Here is a 23,298-nt window from a genome sequence, read left to right on the forward strand (position 1 = left end):
AGCCCGAACTTGCAGGAGCACTTAATGGCCGCCAAGGACACCGACGACCAGAAGCCCGCCGATCAGGACGCCGAAATCTCGCTCGATATGAGCCAGGCCGCCGTCAAGAAGATGATCGCCGAGGCGCGGGAGAAGGGCTACATCACTTATGATCAGCTCAACCAGGTTCTGCCGCCCGATCAGGTGAGCTCCGAGCAAATCGAAGACGTGATGTCCATGCTCTCTGAGATGGGCATCAACATCATCGAAGACGAAGATGCCGAAGACGAAGAGGCCAAATCCACCGCCGTTGTGGACACCTCCTCTGCGAACCGTGGCGTTGCGATTGCCAGCGGCAATAACGAAAAACTCGACCGCACCGACGATCCGGTGCGCATGTACCTGCGCGAGATGGGCTCTGTTGAGCTGCTGAGCCGCGAAGGTGAGATTGCGATTGCCAAACGCATCGAAGCCGGTCGCAACACGATGATTGCCGGCCTCTGTGAGAGCCCTTTGACGTTTCAGGCGATCACCATCTGGCGTGACGAACTTCTGTCCGAAGACATTCTGCTGCGCGATGTGATCGATCTTGAGACCACCTTTGGCAATCAGATGGGGGAAGATGGCGATGAGGAAGAGGAAAGCCCCGTCGCCGAAGCCGCCAATGTGACCACGGCGCCCAAGAAGGAAGCCGAGCAGGAGCTGGACGCGGACGGCAACCCGATTGCCAAAGACGATGACGATGATGAAGACGAGCAGGCCAATATGTCTTTGGCCGCGATGGAAGCCGCGTTGAAGCCGCGGGTTCTTGAAACGCTTGATATCATTGCGCGTGACTTCGCCATGCTGAGCGACATGCAGGACGCCCGTATTTCTGCAACGCTGAACGAAGATGGATCCTTCTCTGATACGGATGAGGAAACCTATCAGAAGCTGCGCTCAGAGATTGTGGAGCTGGTGAACGAGCTTCACCTACACAACAACCGTATCGAAGCGTTGATTGACCAGCTCTATGGCATCAACCGCCGCGTGATGCAGATCGACAGCTCCATGGTGAAGCTCGCTGATCAGGCGCGCATCAATCGCCGCGAGTTCATCGACGCTTATCGCGGACGCGAGTTGGACCCGACTTGGCTGGAAGACATGTCCGAGAAGTCTGGTCGTGGCTGGCAGATGTTCATGGAACGCAGCCAGGACAAGGTTTTGGAATTGCGCAACGACATGGCTCAGGTTGGTCAGTATGTTGGTCTGGATATTCCCGAATTCCGCCGCATCGTGCAACAGGTGCAAAAGGGTGAGAAAGAAGCCCGTCAGGCCAAGAAAGAAATGGTTGAGGCCAACCTCCGCTTGGTGATCTCGATTGCCAAGAAGTACACCAACCGTGGCCTGCAATTCCTTGATCTTATTCAGGAAGGTAACATCGGCCTGATGAAGGCGGTGGACAAATTCGAATACCGTCGCGGCTATAAGTTCTCCACCTATGCGACTTGGTGGATCCGTCAGGCGATCACGCGTTCGATCGCCGATCAGGCGCGCACCATCCGTATCCCGGTGCATATGATCGAAACGATCAACAAGCTGGTGCGGACCTCGCGTCAGATGCTGCATGAGATTGGCCGCGAGCCAACGCCAGAAGAACTAGCTGAAAAGCTGCAGATGCCGCTTGAGAAAGTGCGCAAGGTGATGAAAATCGCCAAAGAGCCGATCTCTCTGGAAACCCCGATCGGGGATGAGGAAGACAGCCAGCTGGGCGATTTCATTGAGGATAAGAATGCTGTGCTGCCACTGGACAGTGCCATTCAGGAAAACCTCAAAGAGACCACCACGCGGGTTCTGGCGAGCCTCACACCGCGTGAAGAGCGCGTGCTTCGGATGCGCTTTGGCATTGGTATGAACACCGACCACACACTTGAAGAAGTGGGGCAGCAGTTCAGCGTGACCCGTGAGCGTATTCGTCAGATCGAAGCGAAGGCGCTGCGCAAGCTTAAGCATCCGAGCCGCTCGCGCAAGCTGCGCAGCTTCCTGGATCAATAAGTCATGTCTTGGTTGAAAACTCTGTTCGGAGGCGGTGCCAAAACGGATGCCGCCTCTGCACAGGAAGCGCAGGCGGTGGAATACAACGGCTTTCACATCACGCCGACCCCCATAGCGGAGGGTGGTCAGTTTCGGATTTCTGCACGCATTGATGCGGTGATTGATGGTGAGCCGAAGACCCACACTTTGATCCGTGCAGATGTGCTGCGGGATCAGACAGAGGCCAATGAGGCGTCGATCGGCAAGGCAAAGCAAATGATCGACCAAATGGGAGATCAGATCTTCTGATCTGTGTTGAGGGTCAAATGTCTTCTGTCTGGAGTGTTTGTGACGTGATGTGACGTCGATTTTAGAAGGGCCGCCGGTTGGGGGCCTTTTTTATTGGTGCTTGTAAGACTAAGCTGGAAAGGCTTGGTGTTACCAATTTGAGCAGAAAGAGGCTGTGATGAAACGTTTTTTGCCAATCCTGGGCTTGTTGGTTGCCGGATGCTCGGCCACGTCAGATGGGGGATATGTGACCATTGGCAATATTCGGGTGAACCCTGTGTCTGAGGACGTGTTTGAAGTTGCGGCCCGCCCTGGTGGCAATATGCACAACCAGCTCTGGTGCGGTGCGGGCAACTACGCGCGTCAGGTTTTGGGCGCGCCGCCAAATGCGCGCATCTATGTTGTGGGAGAGGCCGGTCCTGCGGTGACCAGCGACAGCCGAGATGCGGCACAGTTTTCTTTGAAGCCAAGTGGTCAGGCCGTTGGCGCGAGCGGCCGTAAAGGTGGATGGGGGCCGCGCATTGGCGAGGATGAGTTTGTCGGAGACGCAAGCCGCTATTGCTCTGCCATCAATGATGCGTTTCTCTTCTTTTAACTGTGATACCGAAACCCGCTGAGACTCCTTTAGGGGATCTGAGTAGGGTTGCGGAACTCCATGTTAGATGTGTGGTTTGGGAATTTGTGATGAAGATACCTGCTTTAGGACTTTCAACTTGTGCCATTATTTTGGCAGGCTGCATGGGCTCTTCCGGGTTTGTGACCAGCACAGGTGTGCGCGTGAACCCTGTGAATGAGGATATCTTTGAAGTTGTCGTGCGGCCTGGTGCCATTGAGGCAGATTTCTGGTGCGGGGCCGGAGACTATGCACATCGGGCCTTGGGAGCTGAAGGCAATGCACGGGTCTATGCGGTGAGTGGTACTGGGCCTTCGGTGACCAGCGATGGTCCGGATGCGGCGCAATTCTCTCTCAAACCACTGCGTGCATCGACAGGGGCAACCGGCAGCATCTGGTCTTGGGGCCCGCGCGTTGGGGATAGCCGATCTGTCAGCGATGCTCGAAGCCAGTGCAATCGATCACGCAATGACTTTTGGTCCTAAGCTGTGCGGGGCGCGGTCATAAGGTGCATTTGTCTTGCGATTGTCGGGTTGGAGATTGCGGGATGCGACAGTTCCGGCAGCGCGGTCTTCAGGGCCCACAACGGCGTGCGCGTGAATCCGGTGACCGAAGATGTTTTTGAGGTGTTTGCGCGGCCAGGTGGACGACAGTCCGATTTTTGGTGCGGGGCCGGAAATTATGCCAGTCGTGTGCTTGATGCACCTGACACGGCGCCAGTTTATGCAGTGGGTGGCGCTGGTCAGGGGGTGACCATGAAGAGTCCAGACGCGGCACAGTTTTCTTTGAAGCCGCCGGGGGACGCGCGTGGTGCGACTGGCCGGCCCGCAAAAGGAAGTTGGGGGCCCGATGTGGGGCAGGCGGTTTCGGTGGGGCAAGCGCGCAGGAGTTGTCAGCCCCTGCTCAATCAGGATGATTGAGCCTTATCACAGGTCAGATTGAGATCAGATATGCAGACGGAATTTCAAATTTCGACGAGAGGTGCCGGGCTCTATGAATTTACACAGCACGTAGCGCAGTGGGTGGGGGCTTCTGGGCAGCGTAGCGGTCTGCTGACCCTGTTTGTGCGCCACACCTCTTGTAGCCTTTTGGTGCAGGAGAATGCCGATCCCGAGGTGCAATCCGATTTGCAGGCGTTCTTTCACCGTCTGGTGCCACCCACAACCGATCCTGCGATGTCCTATTTGACCCATACCTATGAAGGGCCAGATGACATGCCCGCGCATATCAAAGCGGCGATGATGCCGGTGTCTCTTTCTATCCCGGTGACAGAAGGCCGCCTTATGCTGGGCACTTGGCAGGGGATTTATATGTTTGAACATAGAAATGCGCCGCACACGAGACGTGTGGCAGCGCATTTAAGTGCATGAAGGGATAGGCCGGGGAGCCTATGCCTTGGACATAGCAGCGTTGCCTGCAAAGCTCACGGGGAAAGAAACTCAGATTTTCCCCATATGCTCTATATCGCGGTTTACTTTTGCCTCTACCCAAAGGGTTGTGGTTGACCTATAGTGCCTGTGGATAAGTTGGGAAAATACCCAATCGGCCATAAGATTATCAGGCCGTTTCAGAGCAGCAGGTACGCAGTAGGTACAAGGGGAAGTCAATGCGCTGTCCGTTTTGTGGAAACATCGACACTCAGGTGAAAGATTCACGTCCAGCGGAGGATCATGTCTCGATCCGGCGGCGTCGGTTCTGCCCAGCTTGCGGTGGGCGCTTTACGACTTATGAGCGGGTGCAGTTGCGCGATCTGGTGGTTGTGAAATCCAACGGCCGTCGCGAAGATTTTGACCGTGACAAGCTGGAGCGTTCGATCCGGATTTCCATGCAGAAACGTCCGGTTGAGCCAGAGCGTATTGATCAGATGATTTCAGGCATTGTGCGCCGTCTGGAGAGCATGGGTGAGACAGATATCCCCTCCAAGACTATTGGTGAGATTGTCATGGAAGCGCTCGCCCGGATTGATACGGTGGCCTATGTGCGCTTTGCCAGCGTCTATAAGAACTTCCAAGCCGCCGATGACTTCGATAAATTTGTCAGCGAACTGCGTCCGGATCCTGCTCCAGAGGAATAATCGTGACTGATCGCCGATATATGGCGCTGGCCCTGAGTTTGGGGCGGCGCGGTCAGGGTATGTGCTGGCCCAATCCTGCTGTTGGTTGTGTCATCGTGAAAGATGGCCGCATCGTGGGCCGCGGCTTTACGCAGCCGGGCGGACGTCCGCATGCGGAGCCTGTGGCCTTGGCACAGGCGGGAGCCGCCGCGCGTGGGGCCACGGCCTACGTCACGTTGGAGCCGTGTTCACACCATGGCAAGACGCCGCCCTGTGCGGAGGCGCTGATTGCGGCAGGTGTGGCGCGCGTTGTTGTGGCGGTGGAAGACAGTGATGCGCGCGTTTCCGGGCGCGGGCTGAAGATGCTGCGGGCAGCGGGCATCGAAGTGACGCTGGGCGTGATGGCGGAAGAGGCCGCGCGCGATTTGCAGGGCTTTTTTCTCAAGACGGATCTGGGTCGTCCTTTCTTGACCTTGAAGCTGGCCACCACTTTGGATGGCCGTATTGCCACGGCCTCTGGAGAGAGCCAGTGGATCACAGGGCCAGAGGCACGGCGCGAAGTGCACGCCATGCGTCTGCGCCATGATGCGGTGATGGTGGGCGGCGGCACCGCGCGTGCGGATGATCCATCTCTGACCGTGCGTGGGATGGGCGCAACAGCGCAACCCGTGCGGGTTGTGGTCTCACGCCGGCTGGATCTCCCTCTGATGGGCAATCTTGCACGCACGGCGCAGGACATTCCTGTTTGGATTGCCCATGGCCAGGATGCGGATCCCAATTTGCAGCAAACGTGGCGTGATCTGGGGGCTGAATTGTTGCCTTGTGGGCTTGAAGGGGTTCAGCTCTCTGCCACCTCTGTTTTGCAGGCTCTGGGCAAGCGCGGATTGACGCGTGTGTTCTGTGAAGGGGGCGGGGCTTTGGCGGCTTCTCTGCTTGCCGCCGATATGGTTGATGAATTGATCACCTTCTCGGCGGGTATGGTGCTGGGCGCAGAAGGGCATCCGGCCATTGGAGCCATGGGGCTTGCCAGACTGGCGGAAGCCCCAAAATTTGATCTGATCTCCCAGCGCGCGGTGGGGCGGGACATCATGTCTGTCTGGCATCGTCTGGAAGGACGAGCCGGACGCCGGTGAGTTTGGGGCTGGTGTGTCTGAAGAAGAAGAGCTTACCGCCGCCAGAGGTGGTGATAGCTTGAAAACTGTCCCTGCAGCTTTGACAGCAGGCGGTTGCCAAGGCCGGGGTGTGGGATGTCTCCCGCTTGCAAGCGCTCAATGATGAGTTCTGGCGTGCAGGCAAGGCTGCTGACCGGGTCATGGTACCGGGGATAATCAATCAAAGTGGCGTGGATGAGCCCGGTCAGGCTTGGCCGGGCGCGTCGTCTTGCAGGCGGTGTACCTAGATCCTGCGTCAGCCCCCAGCCTGCATAAAAGGGCGCGCCAAAAGTGGTAACTTTGCATCCGCGGATGAGAGCCTCAAAACCGGTCAGGGACGTCATTGTCCAGATTTCATCGACATGATCGAGAAGATATCCCATGTCGGCCTGCTCAAGGACCATATCCGCCAGCGCCTCTGCTTCATTTCTGTCAATGGCACCTTGGCGTAATCCAGCTTCTACATCCGGGTGCGGTTTGAACAGAATGCGGGCGGCGGGGTTGGCCGCGCGGGTGGCGCGCAGCAGGGCAATATTGGTCGTTATCTCGGAGGTGCCCTTCAGGATGGAGGCGTCATCCTCAACCTGTCCGGGCACCAGAATGACATGGCCGCTTGGCAGATCAGGCGTCTGACCTGAAAGATTATATTTGCTCACGCGGGATTTACGCAAAGCGGAGCGCAAGGCCAGAGCGCGCCGCTCCTGATCAATGCGCAGGGTTTCGCGCTTGGCGATCCAATGTTCCAGACGGCTTTCTTGGCTGGGGTCATAGTAGATGCCCAGATCATCACAGACCAGCGACAGAGGCGGCACCAGAGCTGCGCCAAGGCCGCGAGAGCGTAGAAAACCGTCTTCCAGTTTCACGGCATTGTCCGGGCCGGCTTTGTTGGCCCAGACCATGTGTGGCGCACTTTTTTTACCGTGCCGATCAAAGGTCATGGGGGCGTGTTGCCCAAAGAACTTTTGCAATGGTTTACGTTTCCATAGGCGCATGCCAAAGGCGTTCCAGCCTTTGCGGTCTTCATGCCATGCGCGTGCCTGTGCCGCCATCTGCTCCAGCGCAACTTCGAAATCACAAAGCTGGTCGCGGCAGGGATCATACCAAGTGGGATAAAGGATCATGGCGGCGGCAAAAAGCTGCGCTCGGGTCAGGCGGCGTTGGCGGCGGTACAGCGGGAATTCATCCTGCGTCAAATCCCATCCTGCATAGAAGGGCTGCCCAAAGACGCGAGGTTTATGTCCGGCAAGAATAGCCTCAAACCCCATCTGGGACGACACGGTATAGACGGCGACAGCCCCCTCCAGAAGGGACCATGGGCTGTGCGCGCTGGTGCACAGCGTGACGCGGTCGGTCTCATGTTCTGGCCCGTAATAGCCTGCGCGGGTGCCTGCCTGAGTTTCTGGATGGGTTTTGATCAGCACGGGCGCGCCGGGATTTTCTTCCTGTGCCAGCACCAGCATTTCCTGAAACCGTGCCTCATTCGCATTGCTGGCGCGCACCGCGGCATCATTGCGGGTTTGGTCGATCACCAGCACATAACCGGCGGCGGGCAGGGGCTGATCGAGGTTGACGGCTGCATATTTTGTCAGATGGGTTTCCCGTAGCCGGGCGATGCCGCCGCGCGCCCGGTCGAGCAAAACAGTGTCATCCAGTGCATGGTGTTTGAGCAGGTTTTCCAAGTCAGAAGGCTGGCTTGGGTCAAAATGCGGACAGATACCATCAATGAGCAAGCCAATTGGCGGCTCCTTCGCCACGCGTCCCGGAAACAGAGAGCGCAGGAAGGCATCCTCAAGAAAAAGCTTGGAGGCACCGGTTTTCTCTGCGGCTTTGAGGCCGCGATGTGCTGTGGGGCTGTTGCCCCAGATGGCAATCAGATCTTCTGGAGTGGGCCTGCCTAGACGCAGATCATACCCGGCAAGGGAGAGAATGCGCCGCAGGCGCTTTTGCAGGAAAAAGCCGCCGTTGAATGCAAAAAGCCGCCGGGGTTTGTCGCTCCCGGCGGCTTTGATATCAGTTGTGTCCTGCACAGTTACAGGCCGCCGAGGCTGCTCAGCGTATCTGCGGAGGTCAAAGTACCTGTGATTGCAGAGATGGTTTTGTCCCAAGTGGTGATCGGCGCTTCGGTGACATAGAGTGTGTCGCCATCGCGAATGATGAAATCGCGCGCCATGAACATACCATTGGGTTCGGTCAGATCCAGCACATAGACCATGCGCTGCGCGCCAGTGAGGTCCTTGCGTCCCAGCACGCTATTGGCAATGTCATCAGCTTCGTTGCGGAACACAAAGACGCCTGTCGGGTCACTGTTGGTTGGGGTGAGGCCACCCACTTGTGCCAACGCTTCAATTGCGGAGAGGTCTTTGGTGAAAAAGTTCACACGGCTTTGCGTGCCGGTGGCACCAAGCGCGGTGAAGGCGCGGGTGTCTTCCTCAACCAGAATGCGGTCCCCGCCACGCAGCGCGATGTCCAGCTGTGGGTTGTCATAGAGATCTTGAAACCAGATCTGCCCTGTTGTGGAGCCGCGCAGCACGGTGATCTGCGCAATTTCAGGCACAATGGTCACGCCGCCGGCCTGCGCGAGCATGGTTGAAAGCGTGCGGGTGGGGCGCTCAATCGGGTACACGCCCTGCGCGCCAACCGCTCCCACGAGAGAGACCGTTGCCCCGTCCCCTGCGGCGCGGCGCACTTCAACCTGTGGGTCCGGGGTCTGTTCTTCGAGTTTGGACGAGATGATCCGGCGGATGCCTTCGGGCGTGTTGCCCGCCGCCCGGATGCGGCCTGCATAAGGGACAAAGATAAAGCCCGCGCCGTCCACCTGAACTTCTTCGAGCACAGCGGCCACCTGGCCTTCGGGGCCCAGCAACGGCTTATCGACGTTTTCCCAGATGGTCAGCGCCAGAATATCGCCTGGGCGGATGGTGTCAGAGCCCAGTTGTCCGGCATTCTGAAAGTCGCTGGAGAAGCCAAGGGCAGGCACGACGGCCGTGGCGCGCGAGACGCGGTCGTTGACGGCAACAATGAAGGCATCGCCTTCGCGTTGAACCGACCCGGCATAAATTTCACGTTTGTTTGGCCCGGAGCGGGGCACAAGGCTGCAGGACGTCACAGCTGTCAGCGCGACAGCCATCACGGCGCACTTGCCCAAGCGGGATGCAAAGAGTTTCACTGCTCGGTCTCCTCGACCTGTTTATTCTGCCTCAGTTTTTTGAGACAACTTATCGAAATTCAATCCAAAAATCCAGCGCTAGACCTAGTGGTTGTCACTTCACCAGCCGCAACTGTTGCCTTGGGGCCGCTGTGCCGGTGGCCAGCGCCTGATAGGGGTCTTCGTCAGACAGCATCATATCCACCACCTGACGCAGCAATTGGCGACGCCCGCGCGCAGAATAAAACCCGCCGGGCACCTGACTGGTTTCCAGGAGATAGCGACGGTAGGTTTTGTAGGCGCGATTGTCAGGCCGGGTGGCACCGGCAAAGAAATCCAGCAGGGCCTGTGTGCTCACAAACTCGGGCTGATCATAGACCGCGCTGCCGAAGGCTTTCAGGGGAATGCCCCGCCAGAGCACCTGCTGGGCTGCGGTGGAGTTCACGGTGACAGCGGTGCGCGCATCGTTGAGTAGCTGGGCCAGTTTGCCGCCGCGCACGTAATGCACCCGATCTTGCACATGGTGTTTACGCGCAAGCCGCTTGATCTCCCGGCGCAGCGGAACGCGGCCATCCTCAAGCGGATGGGCCTTAAAGACCAGATGGTGATGCAGTGGCGCGCCAGAGGCAAAATTCTCAATGGTGAGCGCCAGAAAATCCGTCATGCTGTCAAAGGGGGAGTGGATCTGGAAACTGCTGTCATGCTCAAGCTGGAGCAGAGCCAGATGGTAAGGAAAGCCCCCAAAGCGGATGCGTAAAGTCGCAAGACGCCGCTCCAATGCCTGAAATGGCATCAGAAGAAGACGCCGCACATAGAGCTGAAACTCGCGCGTGACTGTCAGTGCGCGGTGGGGTTTGAAATTGCGGTAGCGCCGATTGGCGAACATCACAAACCAATGATAAAGCGCGCCATAAAACACATGTTGGCGCATATCACCCCAATGACCCGGAGGCATGGGGGTTTCCATATCGGAACTTTCCAGCGCCTTTTCCATCTGGGCAATGTTCATCTGCATCAGGCGCGAATTGCCATTCGAGCCGCCACGCTCATAGGTCACCCAATAGGGACGCAGGTAGCCTTCTTCAAAGACATGTACGGTCACACCCTGCGCCTTTGCGATCTTCACGGCTTGGGTATGGATGGGGCGGGTGTCCCCATAAAGCACAATGTCTGTGACGCTTTTCTGTATCAATATATCTGCGAAGACCTTGGGCCAATCCTCTGGGGTGCCTCGAAAAGGTAGAAAAGTCTTGCGCTGTGTCCAGAAAGCCTGATCGCCCGCATTGAAGCCCACGCGCCATGTCTGTGCCCCTGAGCGACGGAGCATGCGCGACAGGGCTGCAAAAAACGGCCCATGCGGCCCTTGCAGGAACAGGTAAACTCTATTTTGGCCCATGGTATTTGTCATGCTCTGCAACCTTACAGGCGGGTTCTATCGAATTTGTTAACCATCTGAAATGGCAAAAATATGGAACAGCTGTGCGGAGGGCGGGGCAGGGGGCAGTGGTGAAACACGCTGGGCGCTTGTCATGTGCGCGGGTGCCGGTTAGGTCTGTCTCAAACCCTTACAGTGGAGCGCATCATGTTTACCGGAATCATCACAGATGTGGGCGAAATCAGCGCGCTGGAGCAGCGTGGCGATCTGCGGGCGCGCATCAAGACAGCCTATGACATCAGCACAATCGACATGGGTGCGTCCATTGCGAGTGACGGCGTCTGCCTTACCGTCGTGGCGATGGGCGATGATTGGTATGACGTGGAGATTTCAGCGGAAACCGTCTCCAAAACCAATCTGGGGGATTGGGCGGAAGGGCGCAAAGTCAATCTGGAGCGGGCCTTGAAAGTGGGTGACGAACTGGGCGGACACATTGTGTCGGGGCATGTAGATGGGGTGGCAGAAATCATCGCCATGCAACAGGAGGGCGACAGCACGCGCGTCACCTTCCGTGCCCCAGAAGATTTGGCAAAGTTCATTGCGCCGAAAGGCTCCGTGGCGCTGAATGGCACATCCCTTACCGTCAATGAGGTGGAGGGGTGCGATTTTGGCGTCAATATGATTTCACACACCAAAGAGGTCACCACTTGGGGCACGGCCAAGGTGGGTGATCAGGTGAATCTTGAGATTGATACCTTGGCCCGCTATGTGGCGCGGCTTGCTGAGGTCGGCGTCTGACAGGGCAGGCTCTGTGCCAATAAGGCTGGGGGCTCTGCCCCCAGACCCCCGGGATATTTCTGTCAAGAGGAAGGGGGCTTTAGATGCAAGTTTTGTCTACGGCGGTTTTGCTGGCCTGCATCTGGCAATTTTTCTCGTTTAGACGGCTCTGTCTCAAATTTGTGGTGTGGCATGGTTGGTGGCACGGCATGATGACCACATCCATCTACAACTGTAATGTTCGGCGGAGAGGTCGTGCGCGAGAGCGCCTGTGTCCTGCGCTTCGTGATTGGATGTCGTTGCGTTTTTGCCTGCTTGGGTGTCGCGCCCGCACTGGCATTCGGGCGGCGCATGGGCTATCTGGGCAGCAACCAAGCGGAGAGACCTCATGTCCTTTGAACAGCCCGGACCCGTCGAGCAGAGCCTGCGCGATGCGATCAGCCCGATTGAAGAGATCATTGCCGATGCGCGCGATGGCAAGATGTATATCCTTGTGGATCATGAGGATCGCGAAAATGAAGGGGATCTGATCATCCCGGCGGAATTTGCCGATGCGGCGGCCGTCAACTTCATGGCGACTCATGGGCGCGGGTTGATTTGTCTGCCGATGACGGCGGAGCGCATTGATGCGCTGGATTTGCCGATGATGGCGGTGAACAACTCGTCGCGCCATGAAACTGCCTTTACCGTCTCGATTGAGGCGCGTGAGGGGGTGAGCACGGGGATTTCCGCCGCAGATCGCGCGCTGACGATTGCCACGGCCATCAACGAACAGAACACCATGGCCGCCATTGCCACACCCGGGCATGTCTTCCCATTGCGCGCCAAACGCGGCGGTGTGCTGGTGCGGGCGGGTCATACCGAAGCCTCCGTGGATATTTCGCGCCTCGCGGGGTGCCACCCCAGTGCGGTGATCTGCGAGATCATGAATGAAGATGGCACCATGGCCCGCCTGCCAGAATTGGTGGAGATGGCCAAGAAGCATGGCCTGAAGATTGGCACCATAAGCGATTTGATTGCCTATCGGTCGCGCGTGGACAACGAAGTGGTGGAAACTTCGCGTGAGACCGTGATGTCGGAATATGGCGGCGAGTGGGATATGCGCATTTTCACCGATCAGATCCACGGCATCGAGCATGTTGTCATGATCAAAGGGGATATCACCACGCCAGAGCCGGTTCTGTCACGCACCCATGCGCTGCATGAGGCCAGTGATGTGCTTGGGCTGGGGCCAAAATCGGTGAATGAGCTGCCGACGGCGATGCGCAAGATTGCCGAGGAAGGGCGTGGTGTGGTCTGTTTGTTCCGCGAAGTGCGCCACAGCCTTTATGCCGAAGAAGACGAAGGCCCGCGCATTGTGAAGCGCACCGGACTCGGCGCGCAGATCCTGTCAAACCTGGGGTGTAAGGAGTTGATCCTGCTCACAGACAGCCCGGAAACAAAATACCTTGGACTTGACGCCTATGGTCTGTCCATTGTGGGCACACGCCCAATCCTGTCGGAGGAATGATCATGGCTGGCGCAGAAAAACACTACATCATGCCGCGTGCGGAATTTGACAAGCCGGTGAAGCTCGCGATTGTCATGTCGCCCTATTACAAAGACATCGCGGATAATATGCTGGCGGGTGCTGTGGCTGAGATCGAAGCCGCCGGTGGCACCTATGAGGTGGTCGAAGTGCCCGGAGCGCTGGAAATCCCGACGGCGATTGGCATTGCCGAGCGCATGAGCAATTTTGATGGCTATGTCGCGTTGGGCTGTGTCATCCGTGGTGAGACCACCCATTATGAAACTGTCTGCAACGACAGCAGCCGTGCAATCCAGCTTTTGGGACTGCAGGGCCTCTGCATCGGCAACGGCATCCTGACGGTGGAGAACCGCAAGCAGGCCGAGGTGCGCGCCGATCCGGCCGACCAGAACAAAGGTGGTGGTGCGGCGGCTGCGGCCTTGCATCTTGTGGCATTGGGCCGTAAGTGGGGCGCTCCGCGCAAAGGCGTTGGTTTTCTTCCAGATGCCGAAGAGATGAAACTCGCTGGCCAACTCAAGGACACTCCAAAGGCATGACCCTATCCGGCAACCAGAAACGCAAGATGAAATCTGCCTCCCGTCTGTATGCGGTGCAGGCGCTCTTTCAGATGGAAAGCTCAAACCAGACCGTCGATCAGGTGCGGGTGGAGTTTCTGGATCACCGGTTTGGTGCCGAAGTGGAGGATGGCACCGACATGATCGAAGGGGATGCGGATCTGTTTCGCAAGACCCTTGAGGATGCAGTGAACTATCAGGCCCCCATTGACCAGATGACCGATCGTGCGCTGGTGGCCAAATGGCCGATCGACCGGATTGATCCGACCTTGCGGGCGCTGTTCCGTGCGGCAGGGGCGGAAATCCTGCAAAGCGAGACCCCGCCCAAGGTGGTGATCACCGAATATGTGGGGATTGCAGCGGCCTTCTTCCCCGATGGCAAAGAGTCCCGTTTTGTGAATGCCGTGCTCGACCATATGGCCCGAGAAGCCAAGCCAGAGGCTTTTTGAGGCCGCTTTGATGGTTGGGCGAGTCTTCAAGCTCTGTTAACTTTGTTGGATCACTCTGGCGCGCAACCGATGGGTTGCGCGTTTTTTGCGCTCAGCTGTGCTGACGCAGCGTTCGCGCCAATCTGTCGCGCAGCTGTGACTTGCCCACAAGGGCGGGCTGGCGTTTAATGATCGCAAGGAGGCACCGTCATGCCAAAGCTGATTGCTCTTTATATTCGTCAGGTGGCCATTGGGTTCGCCATTTCTGCAGCCTTTGTGGCGATGCTGCTTTATCTCAATGTTGCAAATCTCTGGCATCTGGTCAGCAGTAGCTCGGATGGGGTGCTGGCGGTGGTTGTGATGTGGGTGCTCAACGGCATTGTTTTTGCAGGTGTGCAGTTTGGCATCGCCATCATGCGCATGAAAGACGACGATCATCCGGGCGGGGGCAAGCGTGATGCGCTGCCAACAGGGTTGCAACAGGTGATGTTGGCAGAGCCGGTGCCGGTGAAAATCGACCAACGCAGCCCGCAGAAAAAGCAATTGCAGCGCTGATGCTTTGTGTCGACCGCAAGGTCAGGCGTAAGTAGATAGATTGTGAGAGCCATCTTGAAGAGCCACCGTACGCACGGTGGCTTTTTTGTTACGGTTTGAAGTGGCGCGGTCGTCTTCGCAGAGCGGACGGATCTTGTGCTTTGGGTCCTCTCTCATTGCTGATAGGCGGGGCGCATGCAGTGGATTATTCAAGACTTTGAGGACACGCGGAAACTCGGGCAGGTATTGGCGGAGCTTGGGCGCGATGTCAGCTGGCACAAGGTTGTGCCTTTCGTCGGAGAACTGACACCGGAGCCAGTGATCCGAAATCCTAAGTCTGTTTTGCTTTTTGGCGCCTACAGCCTTTGGAAATATGCCGACTCCCATGGCCTGTTTCCCGGGGTGTTTCGCATCGCTCCGTTTCTTTATGAGGATGTCTGGCGTCCGTATTTGCTGAATGGCAGCGAGGCTCTGGTGATGCCTCTGTCAGACTGCGCTGTGCGACTGACGCCGTCAGAGCGTCTGTGGTTTCTGCGTCCCGTGGAAGACAGCAAGGAAGTCCCGGGCCGTGTTTTGCCAGCAGCGGAGATTGTGGCATTGGCCCAAAGGGTGGCTCGGCTTTCGTTGGAGGAGCTGCCGATTGGATCTTTGCGCCCAGATACGGAAATCATGCTGTCCGCGCCGCAGGCGATTGAAGCCGAGTGGCGGCTGTGGATTGTCGCAGGTCAGGTGGTGAGTTATTCGCGCTACAAACAGGCCGGGAAGGTCGCCTATGTGCAGGACATCCCCCTAGAGGCTCTGGCCTTCGCGCAAAAGATGGTGGCTCTCAATCCTGACTACAGCGCAGCCTATGTGATAGACATCTGCCAAACGGCAGATGGTTTTCGCATTATTGAGACAAACTGCATCAATGCAGCTGGGTTTTACGCGGCAGATATCAAAGCCATCGTTGCGGCGCTTGAGGTGCGTTTCGATCAGGGCTGACCTGGCGTGCGGTCTCACGCAGCGCTGCGTTAAAAGTGGCGGGCCCGCAAACGCGACCGTTCGGTTATCTCATTCCCGAGGACCTGTATGTACAGGTGGGCGCCAGGTAACCAGGCCAGGGCCAGGACAGAGCCAGCTCCCTCGGAATTGCTTAAGGCCACCGGAATGCAACCATATCACGGGAAGGGCAGCACCCGCCGACCTCGTATCTATGCGCCAATCCCTTGTGGCGCAAGAGGTGGGGCTGAAAAGGCTGGTATATTCCGGGCTTGCAAAATGTTCCTCAAATGTTCACATTTCGTGCATGTCTGATGAAAACCCGCCCACTCCACAGCCCCCTTTGCAACCCGGCCAACTGCTGGCGCGGGGTGTTGCGCGGCATCTGCGCGGCCATGGGTTTGTCTCAGTAGAAGAATTTGTCCCCACGCGGGGCTTGCGGGTGGATGTTATGGCTTTGGGCCCCAAAGGAGAACTTTGGGTGATTGAATGCAAATCCAGCCGGGCGGATTTTCAATCTGACACAAAGTGGGAAGGCTATCTGGAGTGGTGTGATCGCTACTTCTGGGCGGTGGATACAGAGTTTCCCACAGATCTCCTGCCAGTGGGCAGCGGGCTGATCTTTGCGGACGCTTATGATGCGGAAATCATCCGCATGGCCCCTGAAGAGAGGCTGGCGCCTGCGCGCCGCAAAAAAATCATTCAGAAATTTGCCACAGATGCCGCCCGCCGATTGCAGCGTTACCGCGACCCAAGGCTTGCCCCAATGCCCGATGAGCAGACATAGCTGCGCTGCGATGGAGGGGCTGACCCCTCCGATGCTTTTTAGCTTGTTTACTTAGAGACCTGACGTGCGGTGGCTGCTGCGGCGCGGATTTCCTCGGCGATCTCTTCGGCCTCTTCCGGATCAAAATCCATCGGGATCTCAATGCCCTTTGCCTCGATGTAGATGCGCACAAAGCCCTGATCTGTTGGGCCGATCTGCAGGTTGGCTTCGATCTCGCTTTCGGTGTTGATGCCCATGTGTTTTCTCCTGTGCTGCGCGCTCGCCTAGCCTGATCTGTCCTCAATAGCAAGAACTGCTGTTGAGACGTGGCTGCGCGCTTGCGCGGATGTCGCGGTTGGTGGGCTTTTTACGGGAGTGGTCCTGTGGATAAAGTCTGTAAAAGGCTGCTCTCCAAAAAACTTATCAAACAATCTGCCAATTTCCTGTTTTAGGCGCTTGCATTCCCTGTGAGGGGGCGGTAAATCGCCCCTCACAGGGCCGCCTTAGCTCAGTTGGTTAGAGCGCTGGATTGTGGATCCAGAGGTCCCCCGTTCAAACCGGGGAGGCGGTACCATCACCCCCAAAATAAACGCATGAATATGCTTGTAGGCATACCCGCACGCGTTTTGAGCACGTTGCGCGACAAGGTGGGCACACCCTGTGCAATGCCATGCCAACATCCCACGTTCTTCTGACCTTGAATACTCTGGGGGAGGCGTAGCCTGCTGCGCCGGGGGCAAAGCCCCCTCTCACAAAGCCGCTTTAATGCTCGACAGTCGACCCAAAGGCGCCGGGGGACAGGATGATCTCCTGGCGCCGCGCACCGGTGATCCGATCATGGATCAGGATACGGTTGTCTGTGGTGACAATCGCCACCCAGCCATCTCCCATGGTCACGGCCTGCGCCACCGCGCCATCCTCCAGAGTAAGATTTTCAGGCAGGATCGGCCCATCGTCACGGAAGCGCATGACAAGCAGGACAACCAGCGTTACAAGCCCGACAACCATAATCCCCGTCATGCCCGTCACCAACAGGCGCAGGAAGCGCAGGTTGGCTGGCTCAATTGGTTCTGGAGACTCATCCATGGCTCAGGCCCTTGTAGAATTTGTGATTGCGGAAGATCCGCCCAAGCGCCTTGATAAGGCGCTTTCCCGTGATGTGCCAGTGGAAGCCAGTCTCAGCCGCACCCGACTGTCCAAGTTGATCGGGGAGGGGGGCGTCACGGTAAATGGTGTCGTTGTCGCAGATCCTAAGCATAAGGTGACAGGCGGGGAGGCCATTGCCATCACGGTGCCGCTGGCTGAGGAAAGCCACATTGGCCCCGAAGACATTCCGCTGGAGGTGATTTGGGAAGATGAGGATCTGATCGTCATCAATAAACCTGCGGGTATGGTCGTGCATCCGGCGCCGGGTACCCCGAATGGCACGTTGGTCAATGCGCTGCTGCACCATTGTGGTGACACGCTGTCCGGTGTGGGCGGCATGAAGCGGCCGGGAATTGTGCATCGCATCGACAAGGAAACCAGTGGGCTCTTGGTGGTGGCCAAAACCGATGCCGCCCATCAGGGGCTTGCGGCCCAGTTTGAAGCCCACACGGTGGAACGCTACTACCGTGCGGTCTGTTACGGCGTGCCTGATGCCAATGATCCGCGTCTGCGCGGTGTGCGTGGGGTGAATTTTGAAACAGGCAACATCATGAAGGTCACCACCCATCTGGCGCGGCATAAAACCGACCGTCAGCGGCAGGCAGTGCTGTTTGAAGGCGGGCGTCATGCCGTCACGCGGGTGCGCATTGTGCAGCCTTTTGGAACGCCTTCGGTGGCCTGCCTCGTGGAATGCTGGCTGGAAACCGGTCGCACGCATCAGATTCGCGTGCATATGGCCCACGCTGGGCATGGACTGGTTGGGGATCCCGTCTATGGGGGGCGGCGCAAACTGGCGGAGAAAGCCATCGGAGTCACAGGCGCAGCAGCGGCCAAGGGGTTTGCCCGTCAGGCCCTGCATGCCGCGGTGCTTGGCTTTGAGCATCCCGTCACAGGAGAGCACCTGCGATTTGAGGCCCCTTTGCCGCAAGACATGGCGCAATTGATCGAGGATCTTGGCGGCGCTTGACGTATCAACTGGCTTTGCAACAAACTGCACATGGCTGTGAAAAACCGCGACACCCATTCCAACAGGCCTGAAAAAAACCTAGTCTTGGAGTCAGAAATTCGCGTGCAACGGTTGAAATCCCGTTAGCGCAACCTAAATGGATGTTAACGAGATAAACATCGAGGGAGGCAACTGAGATGAGCAACTATCAGAATCTGCCGGCACCGACTCCAGAGGGCGGGCTGAACCGCTATCTGCAAGAAATCCGTAAATTCCCGCTGCTTGAGCCGGAAGAAGAATACATGCTGGCCAAACGTTGGGTCGAAGAGCAGGATGCCGATGCGGCCCACAAGATGGTCACATCCCACCTGCGTCTGGCAGCCAAGATTGCTATGGGCTACCGCGGCTATGGTTTGCCGCAGGCGGAGGTGATCTCTGAGGCCAATGTGGGGCTGATGCAGGCCGTGAAGAAGTTTGACCCTGAAAAGGGCTTCCGTCTGGCGACCTATGCCATGTGGTGGATCCGGGCGAGCATTCAGGAATATGTGCTGCGCAGCTGGTCCATGGTGAAACTTGGCACAACCTCCGCACAGAAAAAGCTGTTCTTCAATCTGCGCAAAGCCAAGGCGCGCATTGGAGCGCTGGAAGAGGGTGATCTGCGCCCTGAAAACGTAGAGCGCATCGCCAATGATCTTGGGGTTACTCAGGATGAGGTGATCTCAATGAACCGGCGTTTGTCTGGTGGCGACGCTTCGCTGAATGCTCAGGTCGGCTCTGAGGGTGAAGGCACCATGGAGTGGCAGGACTGGCTGGAAGATGAAACTGCAGATCAGGCGGGCGATTATGAAGCCCGCGATGAACTGGAGGCGCGCCGCGAACTGCTGGTTGAAGCGATGGAAGTGCTCAATGATCGTGAGAAAGACATTCTGACACAGCGCCGTCTGGCCGAGAAAGCTGTGACGCTGGAAGATCTTAGCGGGCAATATGACGTGAGCCGGGAACGTATCCGTCAGATTGAAGTGCGGGCGTTTGAAAAGCTTCAAAAGCGCATGCGTGAACTTGCGGGATCTCGCGGGATGCTTGCAAACGCATAAGCCGCTGGCGGTGCGCCATACAAAACAAGAAATTGTCCTGCAGCCTCTGGTTGCGGGGCTTTTTTATGTGCGGCTCTTGCCAGTGTTGTCGCGCCCCCATTAGGCTGCGGGCAACAGAGGAGGGGGGCGCTAACATGACAGATTCACCAATTCGCTGGGGCATAATGGGGGCTGCCAATTTTGCCCTCAAACACATGGGGCCTGCCATTCACGCGGCCTCCGGGGCTGAGTTGACGGCTGTTGCCAGTTCAAGTGCCGACAAAGTGGCCAAATTTGCGCACTTTGCGCCTGGGCTGCGCCACCATGACAGCTATGATGCGCTACTGGCTGATCCTGAGATTGATGCGGTTTACATTCCTTTGCCCAACCACCTGCATGTGGAGTGGGGCATAAAGGCGCTTGAGGCGGGCAAGCCTGTGCTGATCGAAAAGCCTGTAGGGATGAATGTGGCCGAAATTGACCGGCTGATCGCGGCACGTGATGCAGCTGGCCTGCTGGCCGCTGAGGCCTTTATGATCGTACATCATCCACAATGGCAACGTGCCAAGGCTCTGCTTGAGAGCGGGGCCATTGGCAATTTGCGCCACGTGAACGCGGTCTTCTCCTACTTTAATGACGATGCCAGCAACATCAGAAATCAGGCCAATATTGGGGGCGGTGGGCTGCGTGACATCGGCTGTTATGTGTTGGGCGGCGCGCGCTACGTGACAGGCCAAGAGCCTCTGTCACTGGATTACGCGCGCATTCAGATGCAGGATGGTGTCGATGTCTTTGCGGACATGGGGTTTGCCTTTGAAGGGTTCACGTTTCAGGGCTACACAAGCATGCGCATGGCACCACGGCAGGAGGTGCATTTTCATGGAGACAGGGGCGTGATCAATCTCAGTTGTCCCTTCAATTCAGCTGTGTTTGATCAGGCCGAGGTGATCCTGTCGCGCCCGGATCTCACGCGTGAGGTCATGCGCTTTCCCGGCGTGAACCAATACGTGCGACAGGTCGAGGCCTTTGGAAGGGCGTTGCGGTCTTCCGAAAGCTATGCGTGGCCTTTGGAGCAGGCGCGCGGCTTGCAGGCGATGATTGATCAGGTTCTGGCTCGCGCCTGATCTATAATAAAAACCCCCGATGGTATTATCGGGAGTTTCACAGCTTTTGTTAAGGTCAACGAGAGGGCAGCTTATTCGGCTGCTTTGCTCTCTTCTGCGGGCTTTGCCGTCTCGTCGCTGGCATTGCTCTTCTCTTCTGTTTTTGCGCTGGCTGCCGGTGCTTTTTTGCGTGGGGCGCGCTTGCGAGGCGCTTTCTTCGGAGCCGGCTTGGGCTCTTCTGATTTTGCCTCCGGCGTTTCCACAAGGCCGCTCTCTGCTACATCGACGATCAGATCTGGTTGATCGGCTTCCGATGGGTCCACGGCGAGGGCCATGGCGTCCGCTTCGGCCGCAGGTTGTGGCTGATCGCCATTGGCTTCACGTTCCTGACGCTCCATGCGTTCCCGACGCTCGCGATCACGCTCTGCCTGGCGTTCCCGGTTTTGGCGCTCCTGTTCTTCGCGGCGGGCTTCTTGCTCGCGCTGCGCTTCATTTAGCATGCGTTGGTAATGCTCCGCGTGCTGTTGGAAGTTTTCAGTGGCGACACGGTCATTGCTCAACTGCGAATCGCGCGCGAGTTGATTGTATTTGTCGATCACCTGTTGAGGGGTGCCGCGCACCTTGCCTTCCGGACCGGAGCTGTCAAACACACGGTTGACGATATTCCCGGAGGGACGGTTGCGGTTTGACTTGTTCCGCGAACGTGACTTCGAAGATCTCATGTTTTCTGCAATCCAGCCTTGGTCAAATGCGGTCGCTCGTCCCGTTTCACGCCTCTTGCGCTCAAAATTTCCGGGGGCGACAAATTTTTGGCTTGATGTCTTTTCGGGACCGCCCGAAACCGGGCATCCACCAAAAGGACAGCAACTTGATATTGCGCCTTGGGACTTCGCACAAGGCCTTTTCGCACCGGAAACTTTCTAAATTCGCAATTTTGATGCGGAATTTACAGGTTTTGCCCGGTCACGACACGGTCACGCCCATCCAGATCCGGCAGAACGGCGATATTTTTCAGACCAGCATTTTCAAAAAGCGTGGCCACATCGGCGCTTTGTTGCCAGCCAATTTCCACCATCAGCCAACCGCCGGAGGTGAGGTGCGCCGGTGCACCCGCTGCAATTTTGCGATAGGCCGTCAACCCGTCCGCCTCATCAGTGAGTGCCATGCGCGGCTCATAAGACAGTTCCGGGGCCAGCGAGGCCATTTCCTCCATTGCAATATAGGGCGGGTTGGAGACAATCAGATCATAGGTGCCGCTGACATGTGCATACCAATCGCTTTGGATCAGTTCGACCCGATCCGCAACGCCCACTGCAAGGGCATTTTCATGCGCCACCCCCAGCGCGCCCTGAGAGAGGTCGGTGGCAATGCCGGTGGCCGTTGGGCGCTCTGCAAGCAGTGATAAGGCGATTGCGCCCGTGCCTGTGCCAAGATCCAAAAGCCGAGAAAAAGGGCGCTCAAGTGCCGCTAGGATCAGCGCTTCAGTTTCCGGGCGCGGGTCCAGCGTGTCAGCGGTGACTTTGAAGTCATGTTTGTAGAATGCCCGCTGACCAATGATATGCGACATTGGTTCGCGTGCCATGCGGCGCGCCAGAAGAGAATTCAGTGTGGATTGCTGTTGCTCAGTGGCTGCTTCCCGCGCTTCCAGTGACAGCCTTGCGGCTGGAACCTCTGTGGCTTTTGCCACCAGAAGCCGCGCTTCTCTTCCGGGATCCTTAAAACCGGCGGCTTTCAACCGCTCGCCAGCTTGCGCGATCAGCGCCGCGATGGTGAGGCTCACCCCTCCATCTCCGCCAGTGCAGTGGCCTGCGCATCTGCGGTCAAGGCATCAATGATTTCATCCAGATCCCCGGTCATCACCGCATCCAGCTTATAAAGTGTGAGGTTGATGCGATGGTCGGTCATGCGGCCTTGTGGGAAGTTATAGGTGCGGATGCGCTCTGAGCGGTCCCCCGAGCCAACCTGACCGGCGCGCTCAGCGGCGCGTTCATCCGCCAGACGTTGACGTTCCAGATCAAACAGACGGGTTTTGAGCACCTGCATGGCGATCTCGCGGTTGCGGTGCTGCGACTTTTCCGAGCTGGTCACGATGATGCCCGTGGGCAGGTGGGTGATGCGCACCGCAGAGTCGGTGGTGTTCACATGCTGCCCACCCGAGCCTGAGGCGCGCATGGTATCGATGCGGATGTCATTGGCGTCGATTTGAATGTCCACGTCTTCAGCTTCGGGCAACACAGCCACGGTGGCGGCAGAGGTGTGGATACGCCCGCCGCTTTCCGTGGTGGGCACGCGCTGTACCCGATGCACGCCGGATTCATATTTCATGCGGGCAAAAACATTGTCACCCTTGATATGGGCCACAACCTCTTTGATGCCGCCCAGTTCGGTGGCGTTTTCTTCAAGAATCTCAAGTTTCCAGCCGCGCGCCTCTGCGTAGCGCTGATACATGCGCAGCAGATCCCCGGCAAAGAGTGCGGCCTCATCGCCACCGGTGCCGGGGCGGATTTCCAGAATGGCGGGGCGCGCATCTGCGGCATCTTTGGGCAAGAGCGCCAGTTGCAGCGCATGTTCGGCCTCAGGCAATACGGCGCGCAGCGTGGGCAGCTCTTCTTCTGCGAGATCTTTCATATCCGGATCTGTGAGCATCTCTTCGGCCTCGCTGATATCACTCACCAATTTCTGGTAGGTCTGCACCTGTTCCACCACAGGTTTCAGTTCAGCATATTCTTTGGCCAGCGCAGCAATGTCGCCGCCGCCTTCGGCCATTTGCGCCTCAATAAACTCAAAACGCTGGGTGATCTGGAGAAGTCGCTCTATCGGAACCATGTCGCTAAGTGGGACAATC

At 57.6% G+C, this 23,298-nt stretch carries 25 protein-coding genes and 1 tRNA gene; 18 read left to right on the plus strand and 8 right to left on the minus strand.

Translation table 11 applies throughout. The features are described from left to right. Window positions 1-24: 24 nt before the first annotated feature. The 7 genes from rpoD to ribD all read left to right on the plus strand — a co-directional run bounded on the left by rpoD (window position 25) and on the right by ribD (window position 6,079). A complete protein-coding gene (gene rpoD, locus J7382_RS16110; protein ID WP_209070037.1) occupies window positions 25-2,013 on the plus strand; it encodes an RNA polymerase sigma factor RpoD in 1,989 nt (662 codons plus the stop codon). A gap of 3 nt (window positions 2,014-2,016) precedes the next feature. Beyond that, window positions 2,017-2,301 (plus strand): HlyU family transcriptional regulator, encoded by a 285-nt coding sequence (locus tag J7382_RS16115; RefSeq protein ID WP_209070038.1) that lies wholly within the window; start codon window positions 2,017-2,019, stop codon window positions 2,299-2,301. A 157-nt stretch (window positions 2,302-2,458) separates the two neighbouring features. Then, window positions 2,459-2,875 carry a hypothetical protein gene (locus J7382_RS16120; RefSeq protein WP_209070039.1) on the plus strand — a complete coding sequence of 139 codons (417 nt, stop codon included), beginning with the start codon at window positions 2,459-2,461 and terminating at the stop codon, window positions 2,873-2,875. Window positions 2,876-2,964: 89 nt separating this feature from the next. After that, a complete protein-coding gene (locus J7382_RS16125; RefSeq protein WP_209070040.1) occupies window positions 2,965-3,378 on the plus strand; it encodes a hypothetical protein in 414 nt (137 codons plus the stop codon). 465 nt (window positions 3,379-3,843) lie between these two features. Continuing rightward, complete coding sequence (locus J7382_RS16130; RefSeq protein WP_058240423.1) at window positions 3,844-4,263, plus strand: secondary thiamine-phosphate synthase enzyme YjbQ; 420 nt, start codon at window positions 3,844-3,846, stop codon at window positions 4,261-4,263. A gap of 236 nt (window positions 4,264-4,499) precedes the next feature. After that, window positions 4,500-4,967, plus strand: coding sequence for a transcriptional regulator NrdR (gene nrdR / locus J7382_RS16135; RefSeq protein ID WP_058240424.1), 468 nt, complete (start codon window positions 4,500-4,502; stop codon window positions 4,965-4,967). Further along, entirely contained in the window at window positions 4,964-6,079 is a 1,116-nt protein-coding gene (gene ribD, locus J7382_RS16140; RefSeq protein WP_348540046.1) for a bifunctional diaminohydroxyphosphoribosylaminopyrimidine deaminase/5-amino-6-(5-phosphoribosylamino)uracil reductase RibD, read from the plus strand. The genes nrdR and ribD overlap by 4 nt, the downstream gene beginning before the upstream one ends. A 32-nt stretch (window positions 6,080-6,111) precedes the next feature. Here the strand turns inward: ribD and J7382_RS16145 are convergent, their stop codons facing one another. The 3 genes from J7382_RS16145 to J7382_RS16155 form a co-directional block, all read right to left on the minus strand. After that, entirely contained in the window at window positions 6,112-8,124 is a 2,013-nt protein-coding gene (locus J7382_RS16145; RefSeq protein ID WP_348540043.1) for a capsular polysaccharide biosynthesis protein, read from the minus strand. Window positions 8,125-8,126: 2 nt separating this feature from the next. Beyond that, the gene (locus J7382_RS16150; RefSeq protein ID WP_209070107.1) at window positions 8,127-9,224 is read right to left on the minus strand and encodes a polysaccharide biosynthesis/export family protein; all 1,098 of its coding nucleotides are present in this window, start codon (window positions 9,222-9,224) and stop codon (window positions 8,127-8,129) included. Between the two features lie 133 nt (window positions 9,225-9,357). Continuing rightward, the gene (locus J7382_RS16155) at window positions 9,358-10,638 is read right to left on the minus strand and encodes a capsular biosynthesis protein (protein ID WP_247745058.1); all 1,281 of its coding nucleotides are present in this window, start codon (window positions 10,636-10,638) and stop codon (window positions 9,358-9,360) included. A gap of 186 nt (window positions 10,639-10,824) precedes the next feature. On the opposite strand from J7382_RS16155, the gene J7382_RS16160 reads away from it, so the two are divergent. The 7 genes from J7382_RS16160 (at window position 10,825) to J7382_RS16190 (ending at window position 16,206) form a co-directional block, all read left to right on the plus strand. Further along, complete coding sequence (locus tag J7382_RS16160) at window positions 10,825-11,415, plus strand: riboflavin synthase (RefSeq protein WP_209070042.1); 591 nt, start codon at window positions 10,825-10,827, stop codon at window positions 11,413-11,415. Between the two features lie 367 nt (window positions 11,416-11,782). Further along, window positions 11,783-12,904, plus strand: a complete 1,122-nt coding sequence (gene ribB, locus J7382_RS16165) for a 3,4-dihydroxy-2-butanone-4-phosphate synthase (RefSeq protein ID WP_209070043.1) — start codon at window positions 11,783-11,785, stop codon at window positions 12,902-12,904. A 2-nt stretch (window positions 12,905-12,906) separates the two neighbouring features. Next, window positions 12,907-13,458, plus strand: a complete 552-nt coding sequence (locus J7382_RS16170) for a 6,7-dimethyl-8-ribityllumazine synthase (protein ID WP_209070044.1) — start codon at window positions 12,907-12,909, stop codon at window positions 13,456-13,458. Continuing rightward, window positions 13,455-13,925 (plus strand): transcription antitermination factor NusB, encoded by a 471-nt coding sequence (nusB, locus tag J7382_RS16175; RefSeq protein WP_209070045.1) that lies wholly within the window; start codon window positions 13,455-13,457, stop codon window positions 13,923-13,925. The genes J7382_RS16170 and nusB overlap by 4 nt, the downstream gene beginning before the upstream one ends. 189 nt (window positions 13,926-14,114) lie before the next feature. After that, window positions 14,115-14,459 (plus strand): hypothetical protein, encoded by a 345-nt coding sequence (locus J7382_RS16180; protein WP_209070046.1) that lies wholly within the window; start codon window positions 14,115-14,117, stop codon window positions 14,457-14,459. A 174-nt stretch (window positions 14,460-14,633) separates the two neighbouring features. Then, window positions 14,634-15,422 (plus strand): ATP-grasp domain-containing protein, encoded by a 789-nt coding sequence (locus J7382_RS16185; RefSeq protein ID WP_209070047.1) that lies wholly within the window; start codon window positions 14,634-14,636, stop codon window positions 15,420-15,422. Between the two features lie 304 nt (window positions 15,423-15,726). Next, window positions 15,727-16,206, plus strand: a complete 480-nt coding sequence (locus J7382_RS16190; protein WP_209070048.1) for an MmcB family DNA repair protein — start codon at window positions 15,727-15,729, stop codon at window positions 16,204-16,206. A 47-nt stretch (window positions 16,207-16,253) separates the two neighbouring features. Here the strand turns inward: J7382_RS16190 and J7382_RS16195 are convergent, their stop codons facing one another. Next, the gene (locus J7382_RS16195; RefSeq protein WP_058240434.1) at window positions 16,254-16,442 is read right to left on the minus strand and encodes a DUF6324 family protein; all 189 of its coding nucleotides are present in this window, start codon (window positions 16,440-16,442) and stop codon (window positions 16,254-16,256) included. A gap of 240 nt (window positions 16,443-16,682) precedes the next feature. On the opposite strand from J7382_RS16195, the gene J7382_RS16200 reads away from it, so the two are divergent. After that, a tRNA-His gene (locus J7382_RS16200) sits at window positions 16,683-16,759 on the plus strand. A 188-nt stretch (window positions 16,760-16,947) separates the two neighbouring features. Here J7382_RS16200 and J7382_RS16205 read toward each other — a convergent pair. Continuing rightward, window positions 16,948-17,271, minus strand: coding sequence for a DUF6476 family protein (locus J7382_RS16205; protein WP_209070049.1), 324 nt, complete (start codon window positions 17,269-17,271; stop codon window positions 16,948-16,950). On the opposite strand from J7382_RS16205, the gene J7382_RS16210 reads away from it, so the two are divergent. The 3 genes from J7382_RS16210 to J7382_RS16220 all read left to right on the plus strand — a co-directional run bounded on the left by J7382_RS16210 (window position 17,270) and on the right by J7382_RS16220 (window position 20,474). Next, window positions 17,270-18,298 carry an RluA family pseudouridine synthase gene (locus tag J7382_RS16210; RefSeq protein WP_209070050.1) on the plus strand — a complete coding sequence of 343 codons (1,029 nt, stop codon included), beginning with the start codon at window positions 17,270-17,272 and terminating at the stop codon, window positions 18,296-18,298. The two genes, J7382_RS16205 and J7382_RS16210, sit on opposite strands and share 2 nt — an antisense overlap. Before the next feature lie 176 nt (window positions 18,299-18,474). Then, window positions 18,475-19,371, plus strand: coding sequence for an RNA polymerase sigma factor RpoH (rpoH, locus tag J7382_RS16215; protein WP_209070051.1), 897 nt, complete (start codon window positions 18,475-18,477; stop codon window positions 19,369-19,371). Between the two features lie 134 nt (window positions 19,372-19,505). Next, a complete protein-coding gene (locus tag J7382_RS16220) occupies window positions 19,506-20,474 on the plus strand; it encodes a Gfo/Idh/MocA family oxidoreductase (protein WP_209070052.1) in 969 nt (322 codons plus the stop codon). Between the two features lie 71 nt (window positions 20,475-20,545). On the opposite strand, the gene J7382_RS16225 is transcribed toward J7382_RS16220, so the two are convergent. The 3 genes from J7382_RS16225 to prfA all read right to left on the minus strand — a co-directional run bounded on the left by J7382_RS16225 (window position 20,546) and on the right by prfA (window position 23,279). Further along, the gene (locus J7382_RS16225; protein ID WP_209070053.1) at window positions 20,546-21,175 is read right to left on the minus strand and encodes a DUF4167 domain-containing protein; all 630 of its coding nucleotides are present in this window, start codon (window positions 21,173-21,175) and stop codon (window positions 20,546-20,548) included. A gap of 224 nt (window positions 21,176-21,399) precedes the next feature. Continuing rightward, window positions 21,400-22,233: a peptide chain release factor N(5)-glutamine methyltransferase gene (prmC, locus tag J7382_RS16230; protein WP_209070054.1), complete on the minus strand. Its 834-nt coding sequence runs from the start codon at window positions 22,231-22,233 to the stop codon at window positions 21,400-21,402. Continuing rightward, the gene (gene prfA, locus J7382_RS16235; protein ID WP_209070055.1) at window positions 22,230-23,279 is read right to left on the minus strand and encodes a peptide chain release factor 1; all 1,050 of its coding nucleotides are present in this window, start codon (window positions 23,277-23,279) and stop codon (window positions 22,230-22,232) included. The genes prmC and prfA overlap by 4 nt, the downstream gene beginning before the upstream one ends. Between the last annotated feature and the right edge of the window lie 19 nt (window positions 23,280-23,298).

This window comes from Shimia sp. R11_0, assembly GCF_017744035.1.
Taxonomy (GTDB): Bacteria; Pseudomonadota; Alphaproteobacteria; order Rhodobacterales; family Rhodobacteraceae; genus Shimia; species Shimia marina.

Excerpts from the sequence above, each read along its gene's own strand:
- nusB (WP_209070045.1), top strand. The coding sequence starts at position 13,455 with ATGACCCTATCCGGCAACCAGAAACGCAAGATGAAATCTGCCTCCCGT.
- rpoH (WP_209070051.1), top strand. The coding sequence starts at position 18,475 with ATGAGCAACTATCAGAATCTGCCGGCACCGACTCCAGAGGGCGGGCTG.
- J7382_RS16150 (WP_209070107.1), bottom strand. The coding sequence starts at position 9,224 with ATGGCTGTCGCGCTGACAGCTGTGACGTCCTGCAGCCTTGTGCCCCGC.
- J7382_RS16195 (WP_058240434.1), bottom strand. The coding sequence starts at position 16,442 with ATGGGCATCAACACCGAAAGCGAGATCGAAGCCAACCTGCAGATCGGC.
- J7382_RS16125 (WP_209070040.1), top strand. The coding sequence starts at position 2,965 with ATGAAGATACCTGCTTTAGGACTTTCAACTTGTGCCATTATTTTGGCA.
- nrdR (WP_058240424.1), top strand. The coding sequence starts at position 4,500 with ATGCGCTGTCCGTTTTGTGGAAACATCGACACTCAGGTGAAAGATTCA.
- J7382_RS16190 (WP_209070048.1), top strand. The coding sequence starts at position 15,727 with ATGTCTGATGAAAACCCGCCCACTCCACAGCCCCCTTTGCAACCCGGC.
- J7382_RS16210 (WP_209070050.1), top strand. The coding sequence starts at position 17,270 with ATGGCTCAGGCCCTTGTAGAATTTGTGATTGCGGAAGATCCGCCCAAG.
- ribB (WP_209070043.1), top strand. The coding sequence starts at position 11,783 with ATGTCCTTTGAACAGCCCGGACCCGTCGAGCAGAGCCTGCGCGATGCG.
- J7382_RS16205 (WP_209070049.1), bottom strand. The coding sequence starts at position 17,271 with ATGGATGAGTCTCCAGAACCAATTGAGCCAGCCAACCTGCGCTTCCTG.
- J7382_RS16115 (WP_209070038.1), top strand. The coding sequence starts at position 2,017 with ATGTCTTGGTTGAAAACTCTGTTCGGAGGCGGTGCCAAAACGGATGCC.
- J7382_RS16220 (WP_209070052.1), top strand. The coding sequence starts at position 19,506 with ATGACAGATTCACCAATTCGCTGGGGCATAATGGGGGCTGCCAATTTT.
- J7382_RS16155 (WP_247745058.1), bottom strand. The coding sequence starts at position 10,638 with ATGGGCCAAAATAGAGTTTACCTGTTCCTGCAAGGGCCGCATGGGCCG.
- J7382_RS16180 (WP_209070046.1), top strand. The coding sequence starts at position 14,115 with ATGCCAAAGCTGATTGCTCTTTATATTCGTCAGGTGGCCATTGGGTTC.
- J7382_RS16225 (WP_209070053.1), bottom strand. The coding sequence starts at position 21,175 with ATGAGATCTTCGAAGTCACGTTCGCGGAACAAGTCAAACCGCAACCGT.
- rpoD (WP_209070037.1), top strand. The coding sequence starts at position 25 with ATGGCCGCCAAGGACACCGACGACCAGAAGCCCGCCGATCAGGACGCC.
- J7382_RS16120 (WP_209070039.1), top strand. The coding sequence starts at position 2,459 with ATGAAACGTTTTTTGCCAATCCTGGGCTTGTTGGTTGCCGGATGCTCG.
- J7382_RS16160 (WP_209070042.1), top strand. The coding sequence starts at position 10,825 with ATGTTTACCGGAATCATCACAGATGTGGGCGAAATCAGCGCGCTGGAG.
- J7382_RS16170 (WP_209070044.1), top strand. The coding sequence starts at position 12,907 with ATGGCTGGCGCAGAAAAACACTACATCATGCCGCGTGCGGAATTTGAC.
- J7382_RS16130 (WP_058240423.1), top strand. The coding sequence starts at position 3,844 with ATGCAGACGGAATTTCAAATTTCGACGAGAGGTGCCGGGCTCTATGAA.
- J7382_RS16185 (WP_209070047.1), top strand. The coding sequence starts at position 14,634 with ATGCAGTGGATTATTCAAGACTTTGAGGACACGCGGAAACTCGGGCAG.
- prfA (WP_209070055.1), bottom strand. The coding sequence starts at position 23,279 with ATGGTTCCGATAGAGCGACTTCTCCAGATCACCCAGCGTTTTGAGTTT.